The following is a 16,937-nucleotide window of genomic DNA, read 5'->3' on the forward strand; positions in this document are numbered from 1 at the left end:
CAATACCAGCGCACAGCCCAAAGAATGATTTCGCCCTGAAAATGCCGACCATGGAAAGGATTCATATGCTGCACCTTTAGCTAAAACAGTCTTCAGCTTACCATTCGTGGTTATTTGCAACAGTGCCGATACCACCAGATTGCATATCATGGCTTCATTGAGAACAGGATGTTCCAGATAAAAATAACAAGATCAGCGACAGGACGCGAGGGATGACAGGAGTTGACCCTAGTACCAAATACGAAAAACCCCGACAGGATGTCGGGGTTTTTTTATAGTTCATCGCACTTTGCCGGGAAATGCAGCACGGATCTTGAGGAAGAAGTAGTCCGTGTCGCGGTATCCATAGGCCATCCGCTTAATGACTTTGATCCGGTTGTTCATGCCCTCCAGCACGCTGGTGTTCAGCCGGTGGAGGGCACTGGAAACGATACCCTCCATATATGGCTCCAGCTTCTTGGCAAATCGTACCAAAGCATCAATTCCGCTACCGAGGGCCATGCCGGCCCATTCCCGCCAGGCGCTTCTGGCCGTCGTCTCGCTTTCCGCAAACCATAGCGTCTTAAGTTGGTCCTTGAGCACGTACACCGTAGTCAAGAACGCATTGGCGGCCAGGAGTTCGTCCAGCTTGACCGCCTGCTCGGGCTCAAGGTTGTCAGCATTGCGTAACAGTATCCAACGGCTGCTTTTGATCACCTTGCGGGCGACCTTGTCATCTCGCAGTTGATTGGCCTGATCAACTCGCACTCTATCCATCACTTCGCGGCCATACTTAGCCACCACATGGAACAGGTCGTAGACCACCACCGCGTTGGGGCACTGGGCCTTCACTTCAAGATCGAAGGCTGAGTTCATGTCCATGGCCACTGCCTCGATCTGGTTCCGGGCATCGCCTAACCACTCGAAGAACGGCCGGATCGCCTCACGCGAGCGGCCCTCGCCAATCCACACCACTTGCTGGGTGTCGGCACAGGCGACCACCGTGGCGTAGCGATGACCCTTGTGCAAGGCGAATTCGTCCATCATCAGGCGGCGCAATCGACTTCGATCTGGCTCGTGCAAATCACGTTTGAGCCGCTCCATGTCAATAGTCTTGACTGTATGCCAATGCAAGCCCAAAAGATTGGCAACATGACTGACGGGCAGCATCTGTACTAATTTCTCAATCCAGTTGCGCAATGATTGCGTAATACGGGAGCGCGGTGGTAGCCAATCGATCCGCTCTCTGGTTGGACCGCATTGTGGACAACGCAGCCGCCGCACAGGTACATCCAACTCGACGCGATACTGCATAATTGGTGACTCGCGAACTCGGCGCCAATTGATGTCATGTACCAGGAAACAAGGGCAATCGCATCGGCTACAAATTGGCGTATGCTCCTCGTCGTGTGTAAGACGGATCAGCAAAGTCTGTTCATCTAGAAGCCCATGAGACGCTGGCGAAAAGCCCTTCCAGAACAGGCTCCAAACATCAGCGCTAGTCATGATCATGGACCGATTGCGCGCTATCGGTGCCTTGTAGCGCCAAGGCATCATGTTCTTCTTGGCTGAGATGGCGTCTGTTGGGATTGATGCAGGACAGACAAAGCACTGCTGTTGCGAGGATGAGGCAATAAGCGATGATCGGCCAGGTGGTACCAGTCGATAAAAGCGTAATAATGAGTGTCCCGATAATCCCTAACAGTAGTCCACCCAAACAGAAGTAGACTGCTGTAGCGGTCCCAGCGATATGATCGAAACCTCGAAGAGCGGCATTGGGTGCCACCGATACCGCAGTGGCGATACCAACACCCACGAGCCACATCGGGGCGATGAAGCCAAGCACCGAGACCGGTGCCAATGTCTCGCCAACAGCGAGCAACAGCGCTCCCGCCATCAGACACCCCATTCCCACTCGTAAGGTCTTCAGGCTTCCCCACCGGGGAATCAGTCGTCCCATGATTCGCGCTGTAGCCATCATAGCGATGGCCACTGTAGCAAATAGCAAGCTGAAGCTAAGTTGCGATAACCCTTGCCTCCCCATCATTAGCCAGGGGGCGGTCGAGAAAAAGACGAAAAAGCTGCCCATCCCCGCGCTGTAACAGAGCGTGTACAGCCAGAAGTTCAGGTGTTTCACAGGAGTCAATAGCTGCGACCACTGTAGGTCTGCCGTCCGGTGCCGCCGAGTCTCTGGCCAGAGTCGCCAGGCTGCGATAACAGCGCCTATCATTGCCATCCCTAGCAAGCCGAAGATTGCGCGCCATCCGAGCCACGCGTCGACCAGCGCTCCTAGCAGTGGGCCTATCGCAGGAACCATCGCAAGCATAGAGCCGAGCAAGCCATAGATGACGTTGCTTTCCTCACGGCCCGAATAGATGTCGCGTACCGTCGCGAAAGTGGAAACGAGACATGCCGAAGCGCCGCAGGCCTGAAGAACGCGGAAGCTCAGAAAAAGTTCTGGCGATGAAACTACGGTGAGGCCGAATGAAGCCGCAATATAGGCAATCCCGCCACCAAGTAAAACGGGGCGGCGACCCAGCCGATCCGACAGTGGGCCGAAGAGAAGCTGTCCGGCTCCAAGCAAAACCAGGTATGCCGTCAACGTCAGCTGGATCGTCCCTGCACCGGACCCAAGTGCATCCGCCATGAAAGGCACCACGGGCAGGTACATATCCATGCCCAGTGACGCCAGCAAATCGAATGGTGATAACAGCAATAGCGTGGCGGGAAGAGAATACCGCCAAGAAAAATCTTTTGAGCGCACGAAGCCATCTCCTTAAGTTAAGAATTTGGCGGCGCTCTTGCAGAGCAACTAGGTTCTTGAGAACGCCGCAACAACCGAAAACGAAGGTTGCTGCGGCTTACTTGTCTGCTTTCTTGGTAGCGCTCATGTGCGGGTTATCTCATGGATGAGTCCATATCGTAACAATCTTCACGCTAAAGTGCAAAGAACCTTTTTTATTGCCTCATAATTTTAATTTCACTTTGACTCTACAAGATTTAATGCTATGGTATATATTAATGATACATATCTTGGTTTCGGGAGGTAATTATGGAAATTGCGAAAGTATTTCAAACTGGTCGCAGTCAAGCGGTTCGCTTGCCTAAAGCCTTTCGCTTTAATGGCACGGAAGTGGCCATCAAAAGCTTCGGGCGTGGTGTATTACTCATGCCCATCGACAATCCTTGGGATATCATGTTAGAAGCCATCAATGAGTTTGAGGTTGGATTCCAGTTAGAGCGAGATGATCAAGGCGAACAGTTCCGTGAGGAGTTCAGATGATTTACCTCTTAGACACAAATATTTGTATCTATGTCATCAACAATAAGCCTCAACACGTTTTTGAACGCTTTAAGCAATATCAACTCGGCCAGCTTGCGATTTCAAGTATCACGGCATCTGAGCTGGCTTTCGGTGTAGAGAAGTCTGGATCTGAACGCAATAAACAGGCATTAAACAAGTTTTTGTCACCTTTAGAGATTCTTCCTTACGATGAACAAGCAATTTGGCATTACGCCAAATTACGCCAAGATCTTCAATCCACAGGTAAACCGATTGGCAGCTTAGATATGCTGATCGCTGCTCATGCTTTGGCATTGGATGTTGTATTAGTAACGAACAATACAAAAGAATTTGAACGGATTGATGGTCTAAAGCTAGAGAATTGGGTCTAATCGCTATATCTAGCCCTATGCAGGGCTAGAATTCGCATAAGAGATTTTATGTTAAATCGATAATCAAAAAGCCCATGAAAGTAAGCCTTTTTTCATCCATGAGATTTACTTACTTCTTCTAAAATTTTGCTTTTTACCCAGTTTGAAAAATCTTTTTGATTTTCTACAAAGTGTAAAAGATCAGCCTCACTTTCCCGATTAAAACTTATACTTTTAACTTTTCTACTCTGCTTTTCATATTTTGCATTTATTGCAATTTTTCGCCAATTTGTTTGATCGACAATATCATAAGCAGCAGCGAAAACATTATTTGCATCATTTTCATCAATACAAACTTCAATATTTTCTGCATTGAAAATACGGATTTCATCCATTTCTATTTTTTTATTGGTAGATGAAGTGAACCCGAAAAATAAGGTAATACCATGTTTTGATGTTATTTCTATATTGCCAAAAGATTCATCAGTATTTGTATGAGATTGATCTAATAGAATTTCACAGCTAGTAACTCGCCAACCTGTTTCCTGTTGAAGTTGTGAAGCTAACATTGGAAGCATATGTAATCCATTTTTGTTTTTGATAGTAATACGATAATATTAATTTTTAATTTTTACAAGTTTATAGATGAGGATATAGACATTTTAATTGGTGAGAATATAGACACTTTAAATGGGTTCTAACATGAAAAATAGGAACTTAAAATTCCTGTTTTTATTGGTTTTTAAGTTTTAAGCATATTGCATGATAAGCTTTAAATCAGAAGTATTCTAAGTTCTAAAGCCAGTTAGCTACTCCACCATGGCCAGAACAAGTACCTCTCCTATTCAAGCTAAAAGACCAAGTCCCATCTCTACACTTCGCTGTTGCATTAGAAGGTTGCTTATTTGCTGAACCGTACCGGGTTTGTCGGAGAGTCAATATTCTGAGAGACTATCCCGATGACAAAATTAAAATATGCCCCTGAAATCAGAGAAAGAGCGGTTCAATTATTGATTGAATCTGAAAAAGATTATCCATCGAATTGGGCTGCGATCACCGCTATTGCTCCCAAGATAGGTTGTACTCCTGAAACACTACGTGTTTGGTATCAAAAATATTTAGATAAACTAAATCCAGTTAAAGTACAGCAGCTTTCAGACCAAGAACGTATCAAACAACTCGAACGCGAAAATAAAGAACTGCAACGCGCCAATGAGATTCTACGTAAAGCAGCCGCTTTTTTCGCCCAGGCGGAACTCGACCGCCCACACAAATAATGGTGGATTTTATCCATAATAATAAAGAGCTGTACGGAGTCGAGGCGATTTGTAGAATTTTACCGATCGCACCCTCAACCTATTACCGGACTCTAGATCTCTGCGAAAACCCAGAACATCGAGCAAAGCGAGATCTACATGACTTGCATCATGCTGAACAAATTAAACGAATTTGGAAGGAAAGTTCAGGTCGATATGGTGTACGTAAAGTTTGGCAAAAACTGAAACGTGAAGGCTATATTATTGCACGCTGTACAGTTGCTCGATTGATGCAAAAGCTAGGTATACAAGGTGTTTGGCGAGGTAAGAATAAACAAACTACCCATAGCCGAGATGATCAAAAACGAGCAGATGACTTGGTGAAACGCAATTTTAGTGCTGATCACCCTGACCAGCTGTGGGTCGCTGACTTTACGTATATTCAAACAAATTCAGGCTGGGTCTATACCGCCTTTATTATTGATGTGTTCTCGCGAGCAATTGTTGGATGGAAAGTATCAACACGGATGAATACAGACATGGTGCTCGATGCACTGGAGCAAGCATTGCATGATCGAGGCATGCCAAAGAACGTGATTCATCATAGTGACAGAGGTGTGCAATATCTTTCCATTCGTTATACCAATCGTTTAGAAGCAGCAAATTTACGAGCATCAGTCGGTACGACCGGTGATTCATACGATAATGCTTTGGCTGAAACAGTGAATGGCTTATACAAAACAGAGGTGATTGAATATTTAAAAGCAGATTGGCAAGGTTTAGCGGATGTACAACTTGCGACATTAAATTGGGTAGATTGGTTCAATAAAGAGCGTGTACATAGTGCACTAGGTTATGTGCCACCTTTTGATTTTGAAGCAATGTACTATGATAAAATTAATCCGTTAGGTCAGGTGGCCTAACTTAAATAAAAAAGTCTCCGACAAACCCGGTACGGTTCAGATCACCGCAAACAGGTTACTCGCCTGGGGATTCCCTTTCGACCCGAGCATCCGTATGAGACTCATGCTCGATTATTATTATTATAGAAGCCCCCATGAATAAATCGCTCATCATTTTCGGCATCGTCAACATAACCTCGGACAGTTTCTCCGATGGAGGCCGGTATCTGGCGCCAGACGCAGCCATTGCGCAGGCGCGTAAGCTGATGGCCGAGGGGGCAGATGTGATCGACCTCGGTCCGGCATCCAGCAATCCCGACGCCGCGCCTGTTTCGTCCGACACAGAAATCGCGCGTATCGCGCCGGTGCTGGACGCGCTCAAGGCAGATGGCATTCCCGTCTCGCTCGACAGTTATCAACCCGCGACGCAAGCCTATGCCTTGTCGCGTGGTGTGGCCTATCTCAATGATATTCGCGGTTTTCCAGACGCTGCGTTCTATCCGCAATTGGCGAAATCATCTGCCAAACTCGTCGTTATGCATTCGGTGCAAGACGGGCAGGCAGATCGGCGCGAGGCACCCGCTGGCGACATCATGGATCACATTGCGGCGTTCTTTGACGCGCGCATCGCGGCGCTGACGGGTGCCGGTATCAAACGCAACCGCCTTGTCCTTGATCCCGGCATGGGGTTTTTTCTGGGGGCTGCTCCCGAAACCTCGCTCTCGGTGCTGGCGCGGTTCGATGAATTGCGGCTGCGCTTCGATTTGCCGGTGCTTCTGTCTGTTTCGCGCAAATCCTTTCTGCGCGCGCTCACAGGCCGTGGTCCGGGGGATGTCGGGGCCGCGACACTCGCTGCAGAGCTTGCCGCCGCCGCAGGTGGAGCTGACTTCATCCGCACACACGAGCCGCGCCCCTTGCGCGACGGGCTGGCGGTATTGGCGGCGCTGAAAGAAACCGCAAGAATTCGTTAACTGCACATTCGGGATATTTCTCTATATTCGCGGTTCAGCAGGCATGTCCCCTTTGAGGGCGACCCGACGACAGGATAATCGACCTTATGGTGCGCAAATATTTCGGCACAGACGGTATTCGTGGCAAAGCCAACGAAGGCGCGATGACGGCGGAAACCGCCTTGCGCGTCGGCATGGCGGCTGGCCGTGTCTTTCGTCGCGGTGACCACCGCCATCGTGTCGTGATCGGCAAGGATACGCGCCTGTCGGGCTATATGCTTGAACCCGCGCTCACAGCCGGTTTCACCTCGATGGGGCTTTGTTGCACAAACCTATCTGTAAAGGCTTTTTCAGCGATATAATTTTCAAATGAAGAAGCCTACACACAAAATCTACCGCACAACCAATTGGCCCGCATATAACCGAGCACTCATGAGTCGCGGAAATATTGCCATTTGGTTTGATCCTGCTACGCAATGGTATGCTCCATCAAAAGGCAAACAAGGGCGAAATCAAACCTACTCCGACGCAGCTATCCAATGCTGCTTAATGATTAAATCCTTATTTCGTCTTTCTGTATGCATGGTGACTGGCTTTGTCCAAAGCTTGATTAAACTTTGCGGATTAGATTGGACAGCTCTGGATTATTCAACCATTCGCAGAAGACAAAAGCATATTGATATTCAAATTAGCTATGAAAAGAGTTGCAATGGACTGCATCTACTCGTAGACTCTACAGGCATGAAGTTTCTAGGTGAGGGCGAATGGAAACGCAAGAAACATGGAGCTGAATATCGTCGCCAATGGCGTAAACTACATATTGGTATAGATGCCAAAACCCTACAAATACGCGCTATTCAGCTCACAACCAATAATGTCAGTGATTCACAGGTGCTTGGTGATTTACTTAATCAGATTCCACAAGATGAGCAGATTGACTCTGTTTATACCGATGGAGCTTATGACACCAAGCAATGCCGTCAGGTCATTGCAGATCGGCAAGCGCATGCGGTGATTCCACCTAGAAAAAATGCGAAACCATGGAAAGATACAAAGAGTAGCTCGCTAGAGCGAAATGAATTACTTCGAACAGTTAAACATTTAGGCAGGACATTATGGAAAAAATGGTCAGGCTATCATCGCCGCAGTTTGGTGGAAACCAAGATGCATTGCATCAAATTATTAGGCGATAAATTAATGGCAAGAAGCTTTCCTAGTCAGGTGAATGAGATCCATGCACGTGTAGCAGTCCTTAACAGATTTACGGAATTAGGTCGCCCACTTACCCAAGTTACGCCTTAAATTTGGATCAATTAGGGGCGCTTTGCATTTCAAATCTTTGTGCAACAAAGCCTCAGAAAACTGAAGGAACCTCCATTGAATCGAACTAATATTTTTTTTGGTGAATCGCATTCTGACTGGTTGCCTGTCAGAGGCGGAGAATCTGGTGATTTTGTTTTTCGACGTGGTGACGGGCATGCCTTCGCGAAAATCGCACCTGCTTCCCGCCGCGGTGAGCTCGCTGGAGAGCGTGACCGCCTCATTTGGCTCAAAGGTCGAGGTGTGGCTTGCCCCGAGGTCATCAACTGGCAGGAGGAACAGGAGGGTGCATGCTTGGTGATAACGGCAATTCCGGGAGTACCGGCGGCTGATCTGTCTGGAGCGGATTTGCTCAAAGCGTGGCCGTCAATGGGGCAGCAACTTGGCGCTGTTCACAGCCTATCGGTTGATCAATGTCCGTTTGAGCGCAGGCTGTCGCGAATGTTCGGACGCGCCGTTGATGTGGTGTCCCGCAATGCCGTCAATCCCGACTTCTTACCGGACGAGGACAAGAGTACGCCGCAGCTCGATCTTTTGGCTCGTGTCGAACGAGAGCTACCGGTGCGGCTCGACCAAGAGCGCACCGATATGGTTGTTTGCCATGGTGATCCCTGCATGCCGAACTTCATGGTGGACCCTAAAACTCTTCAATGCACGGGTCTGATCGACCTTGGGCGGCTCGGAACAGCAGATCGCTATGCCGATTTGGCACTCATGATTGCTAACGCCGAAGAGAACTGGGCAGCGCCAGATGAAGCAGAGCGCGCCTTCGCTGTCCTATTCAATGTATTGGGGATCGAAGCCCCCGACCGCGAACGCCTTGCCTTCTATCTGCGATTGGACCCTCTGACTTGGGGTTGATGTTCATGCCGCCTGTTTTTCCTGCTCATTGGCACGTTTCGCAACCTGTTCTCATTGCGGACACCTTTTCCAGCCTCGTTTGGAAAGTTTCATTGCCAGACGGGACTCCTGCAATCGTCAAGGGATTGAAACCTATAGAAGACATTGCTGATGAACTGCGCGGGGCCGACTATCTGGTATGGCGCAATGGGAGGGGAGCAGTCCGGTTGCTCGGTCGTGAGAACAATCTGATGTTGCTCGAATATGCCGGGGAGCGAATGCTCTCTCACATCGTTGCCGAGCACGGCGACTACCAGGCGACCGAAATTGCAGCGGAACTAATGGCGAAGCTGTATGCCGCATCTGAGGAACCCCTGCCTTCTGCCCTTCTCCCGATCCGGGATCGCTTTGCAGCTTTGTTTCAGCGGGCGCGCGATGATCAAAACGCAGGTTGTCAAACTGACTACGTCCACGCGGCGATTATAGCCGATCAAATGATGAGCAATGCCTCGGAACTGCGTGGGCTACATGGCGATCTGCATCATGAAAACATCATGTTCTCCAGTCGCGGCTGGCTGGTGATAGATCCCGTCGGTCTGGTCGGTGAAGTGGGCTTTGGCGCCGCCAATATGTTCTACGATCCGGCTGACAGAGACGACCTTTGTCTCGATCCTAGACGCATTGCACAGATGGCGGACGCATTCTCTCGTGCGCTGGACGTCGATCCGCGTCGCCTGCTCGACCAGGCGTACGCTTATGGGTGCCTTTCCGCAGCTTGGAACGCGGATGGAGAAGAGGAGCAACGCGATCTAGCTATCGCGGCCGCGATCAAGCAGGTGCGACAGACGTCATACTAGATATCAAGCGACTTCTCCTATCCCCTGGGAACACATCAATCTCACCGGAGAATATCGCTGGCCAAAGCCTTAGCGTAGGATTCCGCCCCTTCCCGCAAACGACCCCAATATGAAAAACCCCGGCAGGATGCTGGGGTTTTTTATTGCCTATCATTTCTCATTTGCAAAACAAGCATAATGCTCCTAAAATATAGACTATAATCTATATTTTGGTTGTGGTATGTGGATAGTCATTACGACAGATCTATTTAATGAATGGCTTGAACAGCAAGACGAATCAACACAAGAGAAGGTTCTGGCTGCCCTAGTTGTTCTACAGCAGCAAGGACCAAGTTTAGGCCGCCCTTTAGTAGATACTGTCTATGACTCTAAATTTACCAACATGAAAGAGCTTCGTGTTCAACATCGAGGTAAACCACTGAGAGCTTTCTTCGCATTTGATCCTTTACGACAGGCTATTGTTCTATGTATTGCTGATAAAGGCAGTAAAAAGCGTTTTTATAAAGACATGCTGGATATTGCAGATGAACAATACCAACTTCATCTCACCACCCTAGGAGATAAATCTAATGGCTAAGACTCTGCAAGAATTGTTAGCTAGCCGCTCTCCAGAGAGCCAAGCCCGTATTCAAAAAATGGCAGATGAATTACTGCTAGAAAATCAGCTTCATCTTATTCGTGAAGAACTTGAAATCTCTCAAAAGGAACTTGCTGAAACTTTGGGAATAAAACAGCCATCGCTTTCAGCAATAGAAAATCGTGGCAATGATCTTAAGATTTCAACCATGAAAAAGTATGTTGAGGCAATGGGCGGGAAGCTCCGTATTGATGTAGAGCTTCCAACAGGAAAACATATAGGATTCAATGTTTAACAATAAAAATGGGAGCTAAAGACTCCCATTTTTAGATTCGTATAAGCGCCATTATGTTAAATAGACTTATTTCTAATAATATAAAAGCTTATTTTCAATAAAAAACACATCATAATACCCCCTTGCCTTTTAACCACAAAAATATTGAAGTTATTATTTAGAAGCAATTAATAGAAAAATAAACAAATCTTTTTTAAACAAGCTACTAATAAAAATATCTCCATCGAAAATAAAGTATAAAAATTCAAAAACCATTTAATAAAGTATCAATAGAGTTAAAATACATATAGCTTACTTTTAATTTTAAAGAGGAATACAAGAAATAATTTCTTGTATTCCTGTTATAAGATTGGGAGAACCAAGTTGATAATTTCACCCATTTCTTTGGATCTATTAATTTAAGTTTCGACTTTACTTATTTGAGCTTAGCCATTTGGTCGAGTCACAATCGGGAAAATTGAATCTGGACGTTTAAACATTGCAAAGAATTTTCCAATTTTCAGTGGATTACCTTTGACTTTACTGTCTTTAGAAAGCAGGACTTTTACCCCTTCTATTTGACCTGTAATCATTTTTAGATATAAGGGCTTGGTTAAGGTTAATGTAGGGCAATCCAATGCCAAATCTTTACTTTCATCATAACGCTTAAACTGCATGACTGAGTTTTCAACCCATAATGAAAAATGCTCTTTGGTATCCGACAAAACCAGATTGATACACTGGTTTTCATTTTTTAAATTTTCCACATCTAAATTTGTCGCCATAGCTTCAAGAAATCTTTCAGTTGGTGTATGAATCAATAAATCACTCGGATCAGAAGTATTTTGTAGGGGTACATTATTTTGTAGCTCTTGAGCGCCCACCAAAAAGAAATTACGCCAAGTTGAAGCCTCAGCAGCATAGCCCAATTGACGATAAGTATTCGCCAATAAGTCTTTTGCTTGTTGGTTTTGAGGGTTATTCAACACAATATGTTTTAAAATCTCGGCAGCCCATCTATAGTCAGCTTGAGCGTAGGCATCCCGCGCATTTTTCAATGCATTGTTCTCCCCACCTGCTAACTCAATATATTTTTTTGCAACAGCTTTAGGGGGTAATGGATCTAAATTGGAAGGATGGGCATCGAACCATCCCATATAATATTGGTATACTGCTTTTACATTATGTTTTAGGGTTCCATAATAGCCATGAGCATATAGTTTTTGATCAAGTGCCGCTGGAAGCTTAATTTTTTCGGCAATTTCAGCGCCATTAAAACCAGAGTTCATATATCTCACCGTCTGATCATGCGTGAACTTATAAACATCTCGCTGGGTTTTAATAAAATCTTGAATATTGTCATTGCCCCAGACAGGCCAATGATGCTGTGCAATCAATACATCGGATGCTTTGGCATGCTGCATTGCTTGGTCTAGATAGCCCACCCATTTTAAGGCATCACGGACTTTAGCACCCCGAAGGGTATAAAGATTATGCATGGTATGAGATAGAATTTCTGCGCCGTTATAAAGTTTCAATGATGGGATAGAGAACGTTAATTCTGCTGGTGCTTCTGAACCCGGCACGTTATAAAACACAAAATCCAAGCCATCAACCGTCATTTTCTGTTCTGGTTGAGTGATCAGTTGTGTAGGCTCAAGGATGCCCATTTTTCCCACAGCAACAGCCTTACCTAAACCTGTATCCACCAATCCTTCCGCATTTTTAGGTAGAAAAGTTCCATACATATAAGTCGCACGACGTATCATGGCTGAACCTGCCATCACATTTTCACTGGTCGCTTCTTCCATAAAGCCTTTTGGCGCAATAATTGGAGTTTTTCTAGCGTTAATTTCTTCGCTAGAAAGAACGCCTAATGCACCACCAAAATGATCGATATGGCTATGGGTAAAGATAATGGCTGAAATTTTTTGCTCACCTAAATGCTGTCTAGCAAATTTAAGTGCTGCTTCAGCCGTTTCTTTAGAGGTTAATGTATCCACAATAATCCAGCCAGTATCACCCTGAATGATGGTCATATTTGCCAAATCAAAACCACGAATTTGCCAAACTCGATCTGTTACTTTAAATAGCCCAACATTGTTGTTTAATTTTGCTTGTCGCCATAGAGTGGGATTAACGGTATTTGGTGCTTGATCTTGTAAAAAACTAAATGCATCAAAATCCCAGATAACATTGCCTTTCTCACTTTTAATTTGACCTGTTGGCTTGGCAATAAAGCCCTTTTGAGCCTGATTAAACTCAGTCATATCCTCTAAGTTATACTTCGCCTTATATGTATTATTTGATTCAATGACCGCTTTTTCTACTACAGTATTTGCTGCAAAAACAGAAAATGGCAGAATAAGCATCAATGAAACTGTTAAAAACTTAATTTTCATCTTCTTTCCTTTTTTTAAATAGAGGTGGTCCCACATGTTTGAACAACTAAAAGCTTATTTATAAGTGATACTCTGCTCTAGTTAAGCTACCTTATTTTGTTGTGGTAGCTGGTCATAGTAAAACTCATCTGGAGTCATTTTGTCCAGACTCGAATGAGGTCGTTTCAAATTATAAAATTCAAAATATGCGTTTAATTGCTTCTTCGCATCCAAAACATTGCTGTAGGCTTTGAGATACACCTCTTCATATTTAACGCTCCGCCATAATCGTTCAACCATCACATTATCAACCCATCGACCTTTACCATCCATGCTGATTTGGATGTCATTTGATTTCAATACATATTAGTAAGAGGGAAAAGATCATTTTTCTTAAGTAGGATTCAAGTTAATGTATATCTGACGGTATGAACCACGTATACCACCAATCATGAAAATCAGAGGGAAAAATTGACTCTAAAATAATAATTAATATGCAGTACATGGCAATATTTTTCAGCCAAGTTGGTTTGATATAGCGCAATGATTTCGGATAGCGAGTGATTTGCAACCATAAAGTCATGACAAATAGTACACTAGCAATACTGGTTTGAATAAAAATTGCAATATTAATACGGGGTAATACATCTTGTGGGCAAGCAAATAAATAATGACCCAATGAAATCCAGTTGGCTAATACAAAACTATGAATTATTGCGAAAGCGTACTCCACTTTACCTGTATAGATTAAATCTACGGCACGATGAGCCATTAAAGCAATCGGTATCCAAAGTAATGCAACAATTTCCCGTGTGAGCCAAGCAGGTTCTGGGTATTGAAAGAAAAAATATACATTATCAAAGAAATGTAAAGCAGCAGCATAAAGTGTAATCCAAATCAAAGCTTTATAGACTTTGAGTAGATTAGAAAGGTCAAACTTATGTTCCATATTTATTATTCTCAAGGATCGTTATTAAAGTATTCTTTCAAAGGCAGTTACTACATTATCCCAGAGCACTTTTGAGTCACTACGGAAATAGCCCATATGACCAATTTTTGGTAGCGACTTGGTTAAAGGAATATCAATTAACTGAACATCAGCATTTTTATACCCCTGCATAAATGCATTACGTGATTTAGGCATTGCCCATAAATCATCAAGTGCGTTCGCTGCAATGATAGGTGTGGTTACCTTGGTAAACTGTTCTGCTATTTCAGGGACTTGAGGATCATCAAAAAAATAATGTGGAAATTTACACCAGCGTTTCCATTGTTGGTACACTCCATAGGGTAAATCTTCGCCCATACCTATTAGTGACATTGGAATATAGCCTTTCCACTGAGCCAATGTAGGTAAAACAAGCTCCCACAATACTTTTATTTTCACTGCTTCAGTTTTTGGCATATAACCATGCCAGCCTGCACCTGTACCAAATATATAAATACACTTAACCTTATGATGATTCGGTAGTAAACCAAAGGCATGTCCACCGAATGAATGACCCACCATAAAAAGAGGTAAATCATCTGCCACAATATCGACCACTGCTGCAAGGTCTAGTGTTGCCCACTCAAGAAAATTGCTATCAAAATTCTTAAAATCAGTAGGTTTAGAACGACCAATTCCACGATAGTCAAAAGTTATGACGTTATAACCCTGTGTAACTACATATTCGGAGAAACGTCGATAAAACGCTTGTGGTACCCCTGTTGCACCCGCAAGAATGATGTTTGCTTTGGGTTTTTTTGCACTGTATTTAATTGCTGCAAGTGGGTAACCGTCTTTCGCGGTAACTATAAAATCATTGTTCATTTTTAATCCAATTATAACAGTTGTTATATTTGAAATTATGCTAAGTTATAACAAGCGTTATAGCAATTTGTTTTTTAAGCGGAACAGGACTAATGAGTTTGCAAGTAAATAAAAAATTAGATCCACGACAACGGCTTATTTTATCCGCATTGGATTTATTAAGGACACAGGGATTAGCTGCTACAAGTGTGCGAGAAGTTGCGAAACATGCACAAGCCCCACTGGGCTCGACCTATCATTATTTCCCTGATGGTAAATCGCAAATAGTTAAAGAGGCTTTAATTTTTTCTGGAAATACTGCATTAGAACAACTAGATAAAGCATTAAATCAGCATGGAGTACGTAAAGGCATCACTGTATTTATTACGTGGTGGGCCGATATGGTGCAAGCCGATAATTTTGAGGCCGGTTGTCCTTTAATGTCTGTATTAATGGAAACAGGAAGTGATCCTGAGAAATTACAATATGTTGAAATAGTTAAACAAATACTAGATGTATGGAAACTGCGATTGATACAAGCATTTGAACAAGAAAGTATATGTTTGGAACAATCCAATCAAATCAGTATGAGTATTATTGCATCATTGGAGGGAGCTATTTTGTTATGTCGAGCATGGGGGAGTGTAACTCCATTAAAGGCAATAGCCGAACAATTAGATTTAACGATTAAAAGCTTAGTTTAACTTTTTATGGTTTTAGCTCTTTGACAACTATCTTAAATTTTGATTTAAGTTATCATTTCTAGTGGTAATTTATAATTACTATTTTCACTTACAGTGTTTAAATTTCCTAAAATTAACATAATACACCTTATACGAAATGTGTTATAATTTTCCTTAGAAATCAATGCTGTAGTTTCTAGTTTATAGCCCAATCACACCCGATTGGGCTTTTTTTATGATTTTTCATGTTTCACGATCAAAAAACAATCAATGTTCCACGGTTTTGTTTAGCTTTGGCGAATAATCAATGGATGCCATTGAAGCCTTTTAGGTCTTCCGTTTTCTCAAAAATGAAGTCTCTACGATCCAGGATTAGGCAGTTTTTATTGTGTCGTCTAATTGATCGTGTTGCCTTACTGATGTCGTGACAATCCCAAAATCGGTCTGTTCCTGTGATTGCCGCTATGGGGTGTGCATCTTGTGCAATATAAATCAGGGCAACTACTATTTGTCTGCCGTTTTCATAGCGTTTCCTGGCGAATACAACATGATGTGCAATCTTAAGAAATTGGACTGTAGATTTATTTAAGCGTTCTTGAACAGACATAACTTATCTCCAAAAGCATAAGTTATTATATCAACTAATTTGCAACTAATTGTTGTTTTATATTAGCCATAAGGTTTAAAAAAAGGCACTGTTGCAAATAACCACGAATGGTAAGCTGAAGACTGTTTTAGCTAAAGGTGCAGCATATGAATCCTTTCCATGGTCGGCATTTTCAGGGCGAAATCATTCTTTGGGCTGTGCGCTGGTATTGTAAATATGGCATTAGCTATCGTGAACTGCAGGAAATGCTGGCCGAACGGGGTGTGAATGTTGATCACACGACTATTTACCGTTGGGTTCAACGTTATGCTCCTGAAATAGAAAAACGTTTACGCTGGTATTGGCGTAATCCTACAGATCTGAGCTCGTGGCATATTGATGAAACCTATGTAAAAGTGAATGGACGATGGTCTTATCTGTATCGTGCAGTCGATCAACGTGGCGATACCATTGATTTTTATCTTTCTTCTAGACGTAATACCAAATCAGCATATTGTTTTCTTGGAAAAATTTTAAATAATGTGAAGAAGTGGCAAATTCCACAAGTGATCAACACGGATAAAGCACCCACATATGGACGTGCTTTATCACGGTTAAAACGGGAAGGTAAATGTCCACCAGACCTTGAGCACAGGCAGATTAAGTATAAAAATAACGTGATTGAATGTGATCATGGCAAGCTAAAGCGGATCATCAGGGCCACATTAGGATTCAAATCTATGAAGACGGCTTATGCCACAATTAAAGGTATTGAAGTCATGCGTGCACTACGTAAAGGACAAGCATCGTCATTTTATTATGGTCAGCCTCAGGGTGAAGTGTGTCTAATCAACAGGGTTTTCGGTCTCTAAGTACTTTTTAAAGG

The 16,937-nt window shown here is 43.9% G+C and carries 20 protein-coding genes, 1 pseudogene and 1 other annotated feature; of the genes and pseudogenes, 12 read left to right on the top strand and 9 right to left on the bottom strand.

Annotation, left to right across the window (positions count from 1 at the left end; all coding sequences use genetic code 11):
• Positions 1–279 precede the first annotated feature (279 nt).
• Positions 280–1,485 carry an ISL3 family transposase gene (locus tag HYI04_RS15655; RefSeq protein WP_020753573.1) on the bottom strand — a complete coding sequence of 402 codons (1,206 nt, stop codon included), beginning with the start codon at positions 1,483–1,485 and terminating at the stop codon, positions 280–282.
• On the bottom strand, positions 1,478–2,743 hold the full coding sequence (gene cml, locus HYI04_RS15660) for a CmlA/FloR family chloramphenicol efflux MFS transporter (protein WP_020753574.1): 1,266 nt from the start codon (positions 2,741–2,743) through the stop codon (positions 1,478–1,480). Before cml ends, HYI04_RS15655 begins: the two co-directional genes overlap by 8 nt.
• A gap of 288 nt (positions 2,744–3,031) precedes the next feature.
• On the opposite strand from cml, the gene HYI04_RS15665 reads away from it, so the two are divergent.
• Both HYI04_RS15665 and HYI04_RS15670 read left to right on the top strand, forming a co-directional pair.
• A complete protein-coding gene (locus HYI04_RS15665) occupies positions 3,032–3,262 on the top strand; it encodes an antitoxin (protein ID WP_005155998.1) in 231 nt (76 codons plus the stop codon).
• On the top strand, positions 3,259–3,654 hold the full coding sequence (locus tag HYI04_RS15670) for a type II toxin-antitoxin system VapC family toxin (RefSeq protein WP_012268403.1): 396 nt from the start codon (positions 3,259–3,261) through the stop codon (positions 3,652–3,654). Before HYI04_RS15665 ends, HYI04_RS15670 begins: the two co-directional genes overlap by 4 nt.
• A 92-nt stretch (positions 3,655–3,746) precedes the next feature.
• Here HYI04_RS15670 and HYI04_RS15675 read toward each other — a convergent pair whose 3' ends face one another.
• Positions 3,747–4,211, bottom strand: a complete 465-nt coding sequence (locus HYI04_RS15675; RefSeq protein ID WP_004968108.1) for a hypothetical protein — start codon at positions 4,209–4,211, stop codon at positions 3,747–3,749.
• A 217-nt stretch (positions 4,212–4,428) separates the two neighbouring features.
• Complete coding sequence (locus HYI04_RS15680) at positions 4,429–4,572, bottom strand: DUF3761 domain-containing protein (RefSeq protein WP_171527277.1); 144 nt, start codon at positions 4,570–4,572, stop codon at positions 4,429–4,431.
• Between the two features lie 20 nt (positions 4,573–4,592).
• On the opposite strand from HYI04_RS15680, the gene HYI04_RS15685 reads away from it, so the two are divergent.
• From HYI04_RS15685 to HYI04_RS15720, 8 genes are all read left to right on the top strand, one after another.
• A protein-coding gene (locus HYI04_RS15685) for an IS3 family transposase (RefSeq protein ID WP_100249712.1) occupies positions 4,593–5,812 on the top strand; the annotation gives its coding sequence in 2 pieces (ribosomal slippage) (positions 4,593–4,869 and positions 4,869–5,812; 1,221 coding nt in all).
• Positions 4,868–4,984 (top strand) — a sequence feature (AL1L pseudoknot). Its footprint overlaps the gene before it by 117 nt.
• 134 nt (positions 5,813–5,946) lie before the next feature.
• Positions 5,947–6,762: a sulfonamide-resistant dihydropteroate synthase Sul2 gene (gene sul2, locus HYI04_RS15690; RefSeq protein WP_001043260.1), complete on the top strand. Its 816-nt coding sequence runs from the start codon at positions 5,947–5,949 to the stop codon at positions 6,760–6,762.
• 86 nt (positions 6,763–6,848) lie between these two features.
• Positions 6,849–7,103 (top strand): phosphoglucosamine mutase, encoded by a 255-nt coding sequence (locus HYI04_RS15695; RefSeq protein ID WP_051626581.1) that lies wholly within the window; start codon positions 6,849–6,851, stop codon positions 7,101–7,103.
• Positions 7,104–7,110: 7 nt separating this feature from the next.
• A complete protein-coding gene (locus HYI04_RS15700; RefSeq protein ID WP_086374392.1) occupies positions 7,111–8,043 on the top strand; it encodes an IS5 family transposase in 933 nt (310 codons plus the stop codon).
• A 75-nt stretch (positions 8,044–8,118) separates the two neighbouring features.
• Positions 8,119–8,922: an aminoglycoside O-phosphotransferase APH(3'')-Ib gene (aph(3'')-Ib, locus tag HYI04_RS15705; protein ID WP_001082319.1), complete on the top strand. Its 804-nt coding sequence runs from the start codon at positions 8,119–8,121 to the stop codon at positions 8,920–8,922.
• On the top strand, positions 8,922–9,758 hold the full coding sequence (locus tag HYI04_RS15710; RefSeq protein ID WP_000480968.1) for an aminoglycoside O-phosphotransferase APH(6)-Id: 837 nt from the start codon (positions 8,922–8,924) through the stop codon (positions 9,756–9,758). Before aph(3'')-Ib ends, HYI04_RS15710 begins: the two co-directional genes overlap by 1 nt.
• 220 nt (positions 9,759–9,978) lie before the next feature.
• Positions 9,979–10,335 (top strand): type II toxin-antitoxin system RelE/ParE family toxin, encoded by a 357-nt coding sequence (locus tag HYI04_RS15715; RefSeq protein WP_004967307.1) that lies wholly within the window; start codon positions 9,979–9,981, stop codon positions 10,333–10,335.
• Positions 10,328–10,630, top strand: coding sequence for a helix-turn-helix domain-containing protein (locus tag HYI04_RS15720; protein ID WP_001140620.1), 303 nt, complete (start codon positions 10,328–10,330; stop codon positions 10,628–10,630). The genes HYI04_RS15715 and HYI04_RS15720 overlap by 8 nt, the downstream gene beginning before the upstream one ends.
• Before the next feature lie 425 nt (positions 10,631–11,055).
• Here the strand turns inward: HYI04_RS15720 and HYI04_RS15725 are convergent, their stop codons facing one another.
• From HYI04_RS15725 to HYI04_RS15740, 4 genes and pseudogenes are all read right to left on the bottom strand, one after another.
• A complete protein-coding gene (locus HYI04_RS15725) occupies positions 11,056–13,011 on the bottom strand; it encodes an alkyl/aryl-sulfatase (RefSeq protein WP_000693745.1) in 1,956 nt (651 codons plus the stop codon).
• Positions 13,012–13,092: 81 nt separating this feature from the next.
• Positions 13,093–13,353 (bottom strand): annotated as a pseudogene (locus HYI04_RS15730) (integrase core domain-containing protein); the annotation flags it as partial.
• A 46-nt stretch (positions 13,354–13,399) separates the two neighbouring features.
• Complete coding sequence (locus tag HYI04_RS15735) at positions 13,400–13,939, bottom strand: hypothetical protein (RefSeq protein ID WP_002055813.1); 540 nt, start codon at positions 13,937–13,939, stop codon at positions 13,400–13,402.
• 24 nt (positions 13,940–13,963) lie between these two features.
• A complete protein-coding gene (locus HYI04_RS15740; protein ID WP_001058024.1) occupies positions 13,964–14,803 on the bottom strand; it encodes an alpha/beta fold hydrolase in 840 nt (279 codons plus the stop codon).
• A gap of 92 nt (positions 14,804–14,895) precedes the next feature.
• Here HYI04_RS15740 and HYI04_RS15745 point away from each other — a divergent pair, with 92 nt between their 5' ends.
• Complete coding sequence (locus HYI04_RS15745) at positions 14,896–15,486, top strand: TetR/AcrR family transcriptional regulator (protein WP_000058345.1); 591 nt, start codon at positions 14,896–14,898, stop codon at positions 15,484–15,486.
• Between the two features lie 283 nt (positions 15,487–15,769).
• Here HYI04_RS15745 and HYI04_RS15750 read toward each other — a convergent pair whose 3' ends face one another.
• Complete coding sequence (locus HYI04_RS15750) at positions 15,770–16,072, bottom strand: hypothetical protein (RefSeq protein WP_004676056.1); 303 nt, start codon at positions 16,070–16,072, stop codon at positions 15,770–15,772.
• A 146-nt stretch (positions 16,073–16,218) separates the two neighbouring features.
• Here HYI04_RS15750 and HYI04_RS15755 point away from each other — a divergent pair, with 146 nt between their 5' ends.
• Complete coding sequence (locus HYI04_RS15755) at positions 16,219–16,923, top strand: IS6-like element IS1006 family transposase (protein WP_001067784.1); 705 nt, start codon at positions 16,219–16,221, stop codon at positions 16,921–16,923.
• The last annotated feature ends 14 nt before the right edge of the window (positions 16,924–16,937 follow it).

Origin of the sequence: Acinetobacter sp. SwsAc2, from assembly GCF_013391465.1 — a bacterium.
Taxonomy (GTDB): domain Bacteria; phylum Pseudomonadota; class Gammaproteobacteria; order Pseudomonadales; family Moraxellaceae; genus Acinetobacter; species Acinetobacter johnsonii.

Coding starts and splice junctions, on each gene's coding strand:
- HYI04_RS15655 (WP_020753573.1), bottom strand. CDS start 1,485: ATGACTAGCGCTGATGTTTGGAGCCTGTTCTGGAAGGGCTTTTCGCCA.
- HYI04_RS15665 (WP_005155998.1), top strand. CDS start 3,032: ATGGAAATTGCGAAAGTATTTCAAACTGGTCGCAGTCAAGCGGTTCGC.
- HYI04_RS15670 (WP_012268403.1), top strand. CDS start 3,259: ATGATTTACCTCTTAGACACAAATATTTGTATCTATGTCATCAACAAT.
- HYI04_RS15675 (WP_004968108.1), bottom strand. CDS start 4,211: ATGCTTCCAATGTTAGCTTCACAACTTCAACAGGAAACAGGTTGGCGA.
- sul2 (WP_001043260.1), top strand. CDS start 5,947: ATGAATAAATCGCTCATCATTTTCGGCATCGTCAACATAACCTCGGAC.
- HYI04_RS15695 (WP_051626581.1), top strand. CDS start 6,849: ATGGTGCGCAAATATTTCGGCACAGACGGTATTCGTGGCAAAGCCAAC.
- HYI04_RS15700 (WP_086374392.1), top strand. CDS start 7,111: ATGAAGAAGCCTACACACAAAATCTACCGCACAACCAATTGGCCCGCA.
- HYI04_RS15710 (WP_000480968.1), top strand. CDS start 8,922: ATGTTCATGCCGCCTGTTTTTCCTGCTCATTGGCACGTTTCGCAACCT.
- HYI04_RS15715 (WP_004967307.1), top strand. CDS start 9,979: ATGTGGATAGTCATTACGACAGATCTATTTAATGAATGGCTTGAACAG.
- HYI04_RS15720 (WP_001140620.1), top strand. CDS start 10,328: ATGGCTAAGACTCTGCAAGAATTGTTAGCTAGCCGCTCTCCAGAGAGC.
- HYI04_RS15725 (WP_000693745.1), bottom strand. CDS start 13,011: ATGAAAATTAAGTTTTTAACAGTTTCATTGATGCTTATTCTGCCATTT.
- HYI04_RS15735 (WP_002055813.1), bottom strand. CDS start 13,939: ATGGAACATAAGTTTGACCTTTCTAATCTACTCAAAGTCTATAAAGCT.
- HYI04_RS15740 (WP_001058024.1), bottom strand. CDS start 14,803: ATGAACAATGATTTTATAGTTACCGCGAAAGACGGTTACCCACTTGCA.
- HYI04_RS15745 (WP_000058345.1), top strand. CDS start 14,896: ATGAGTTTGCAAGTAAATAAAAAATTAGATCCACGACAACGGCTTATT.
- HYI04_RS15750 (WP_004676056.1), bottom strand. CDS start 16,072: ATGTCTGTTCAAGAACGCTTAAATAAATCTACAGTCCAATTTCTTAAG.
- HYI04_RS15755 (WP_001067784.1), top strand. CDS start 16,219: ATGAATCCTTTCCATGGTCGGCATTTTCAGGGCGAAATCATTCTTTGG.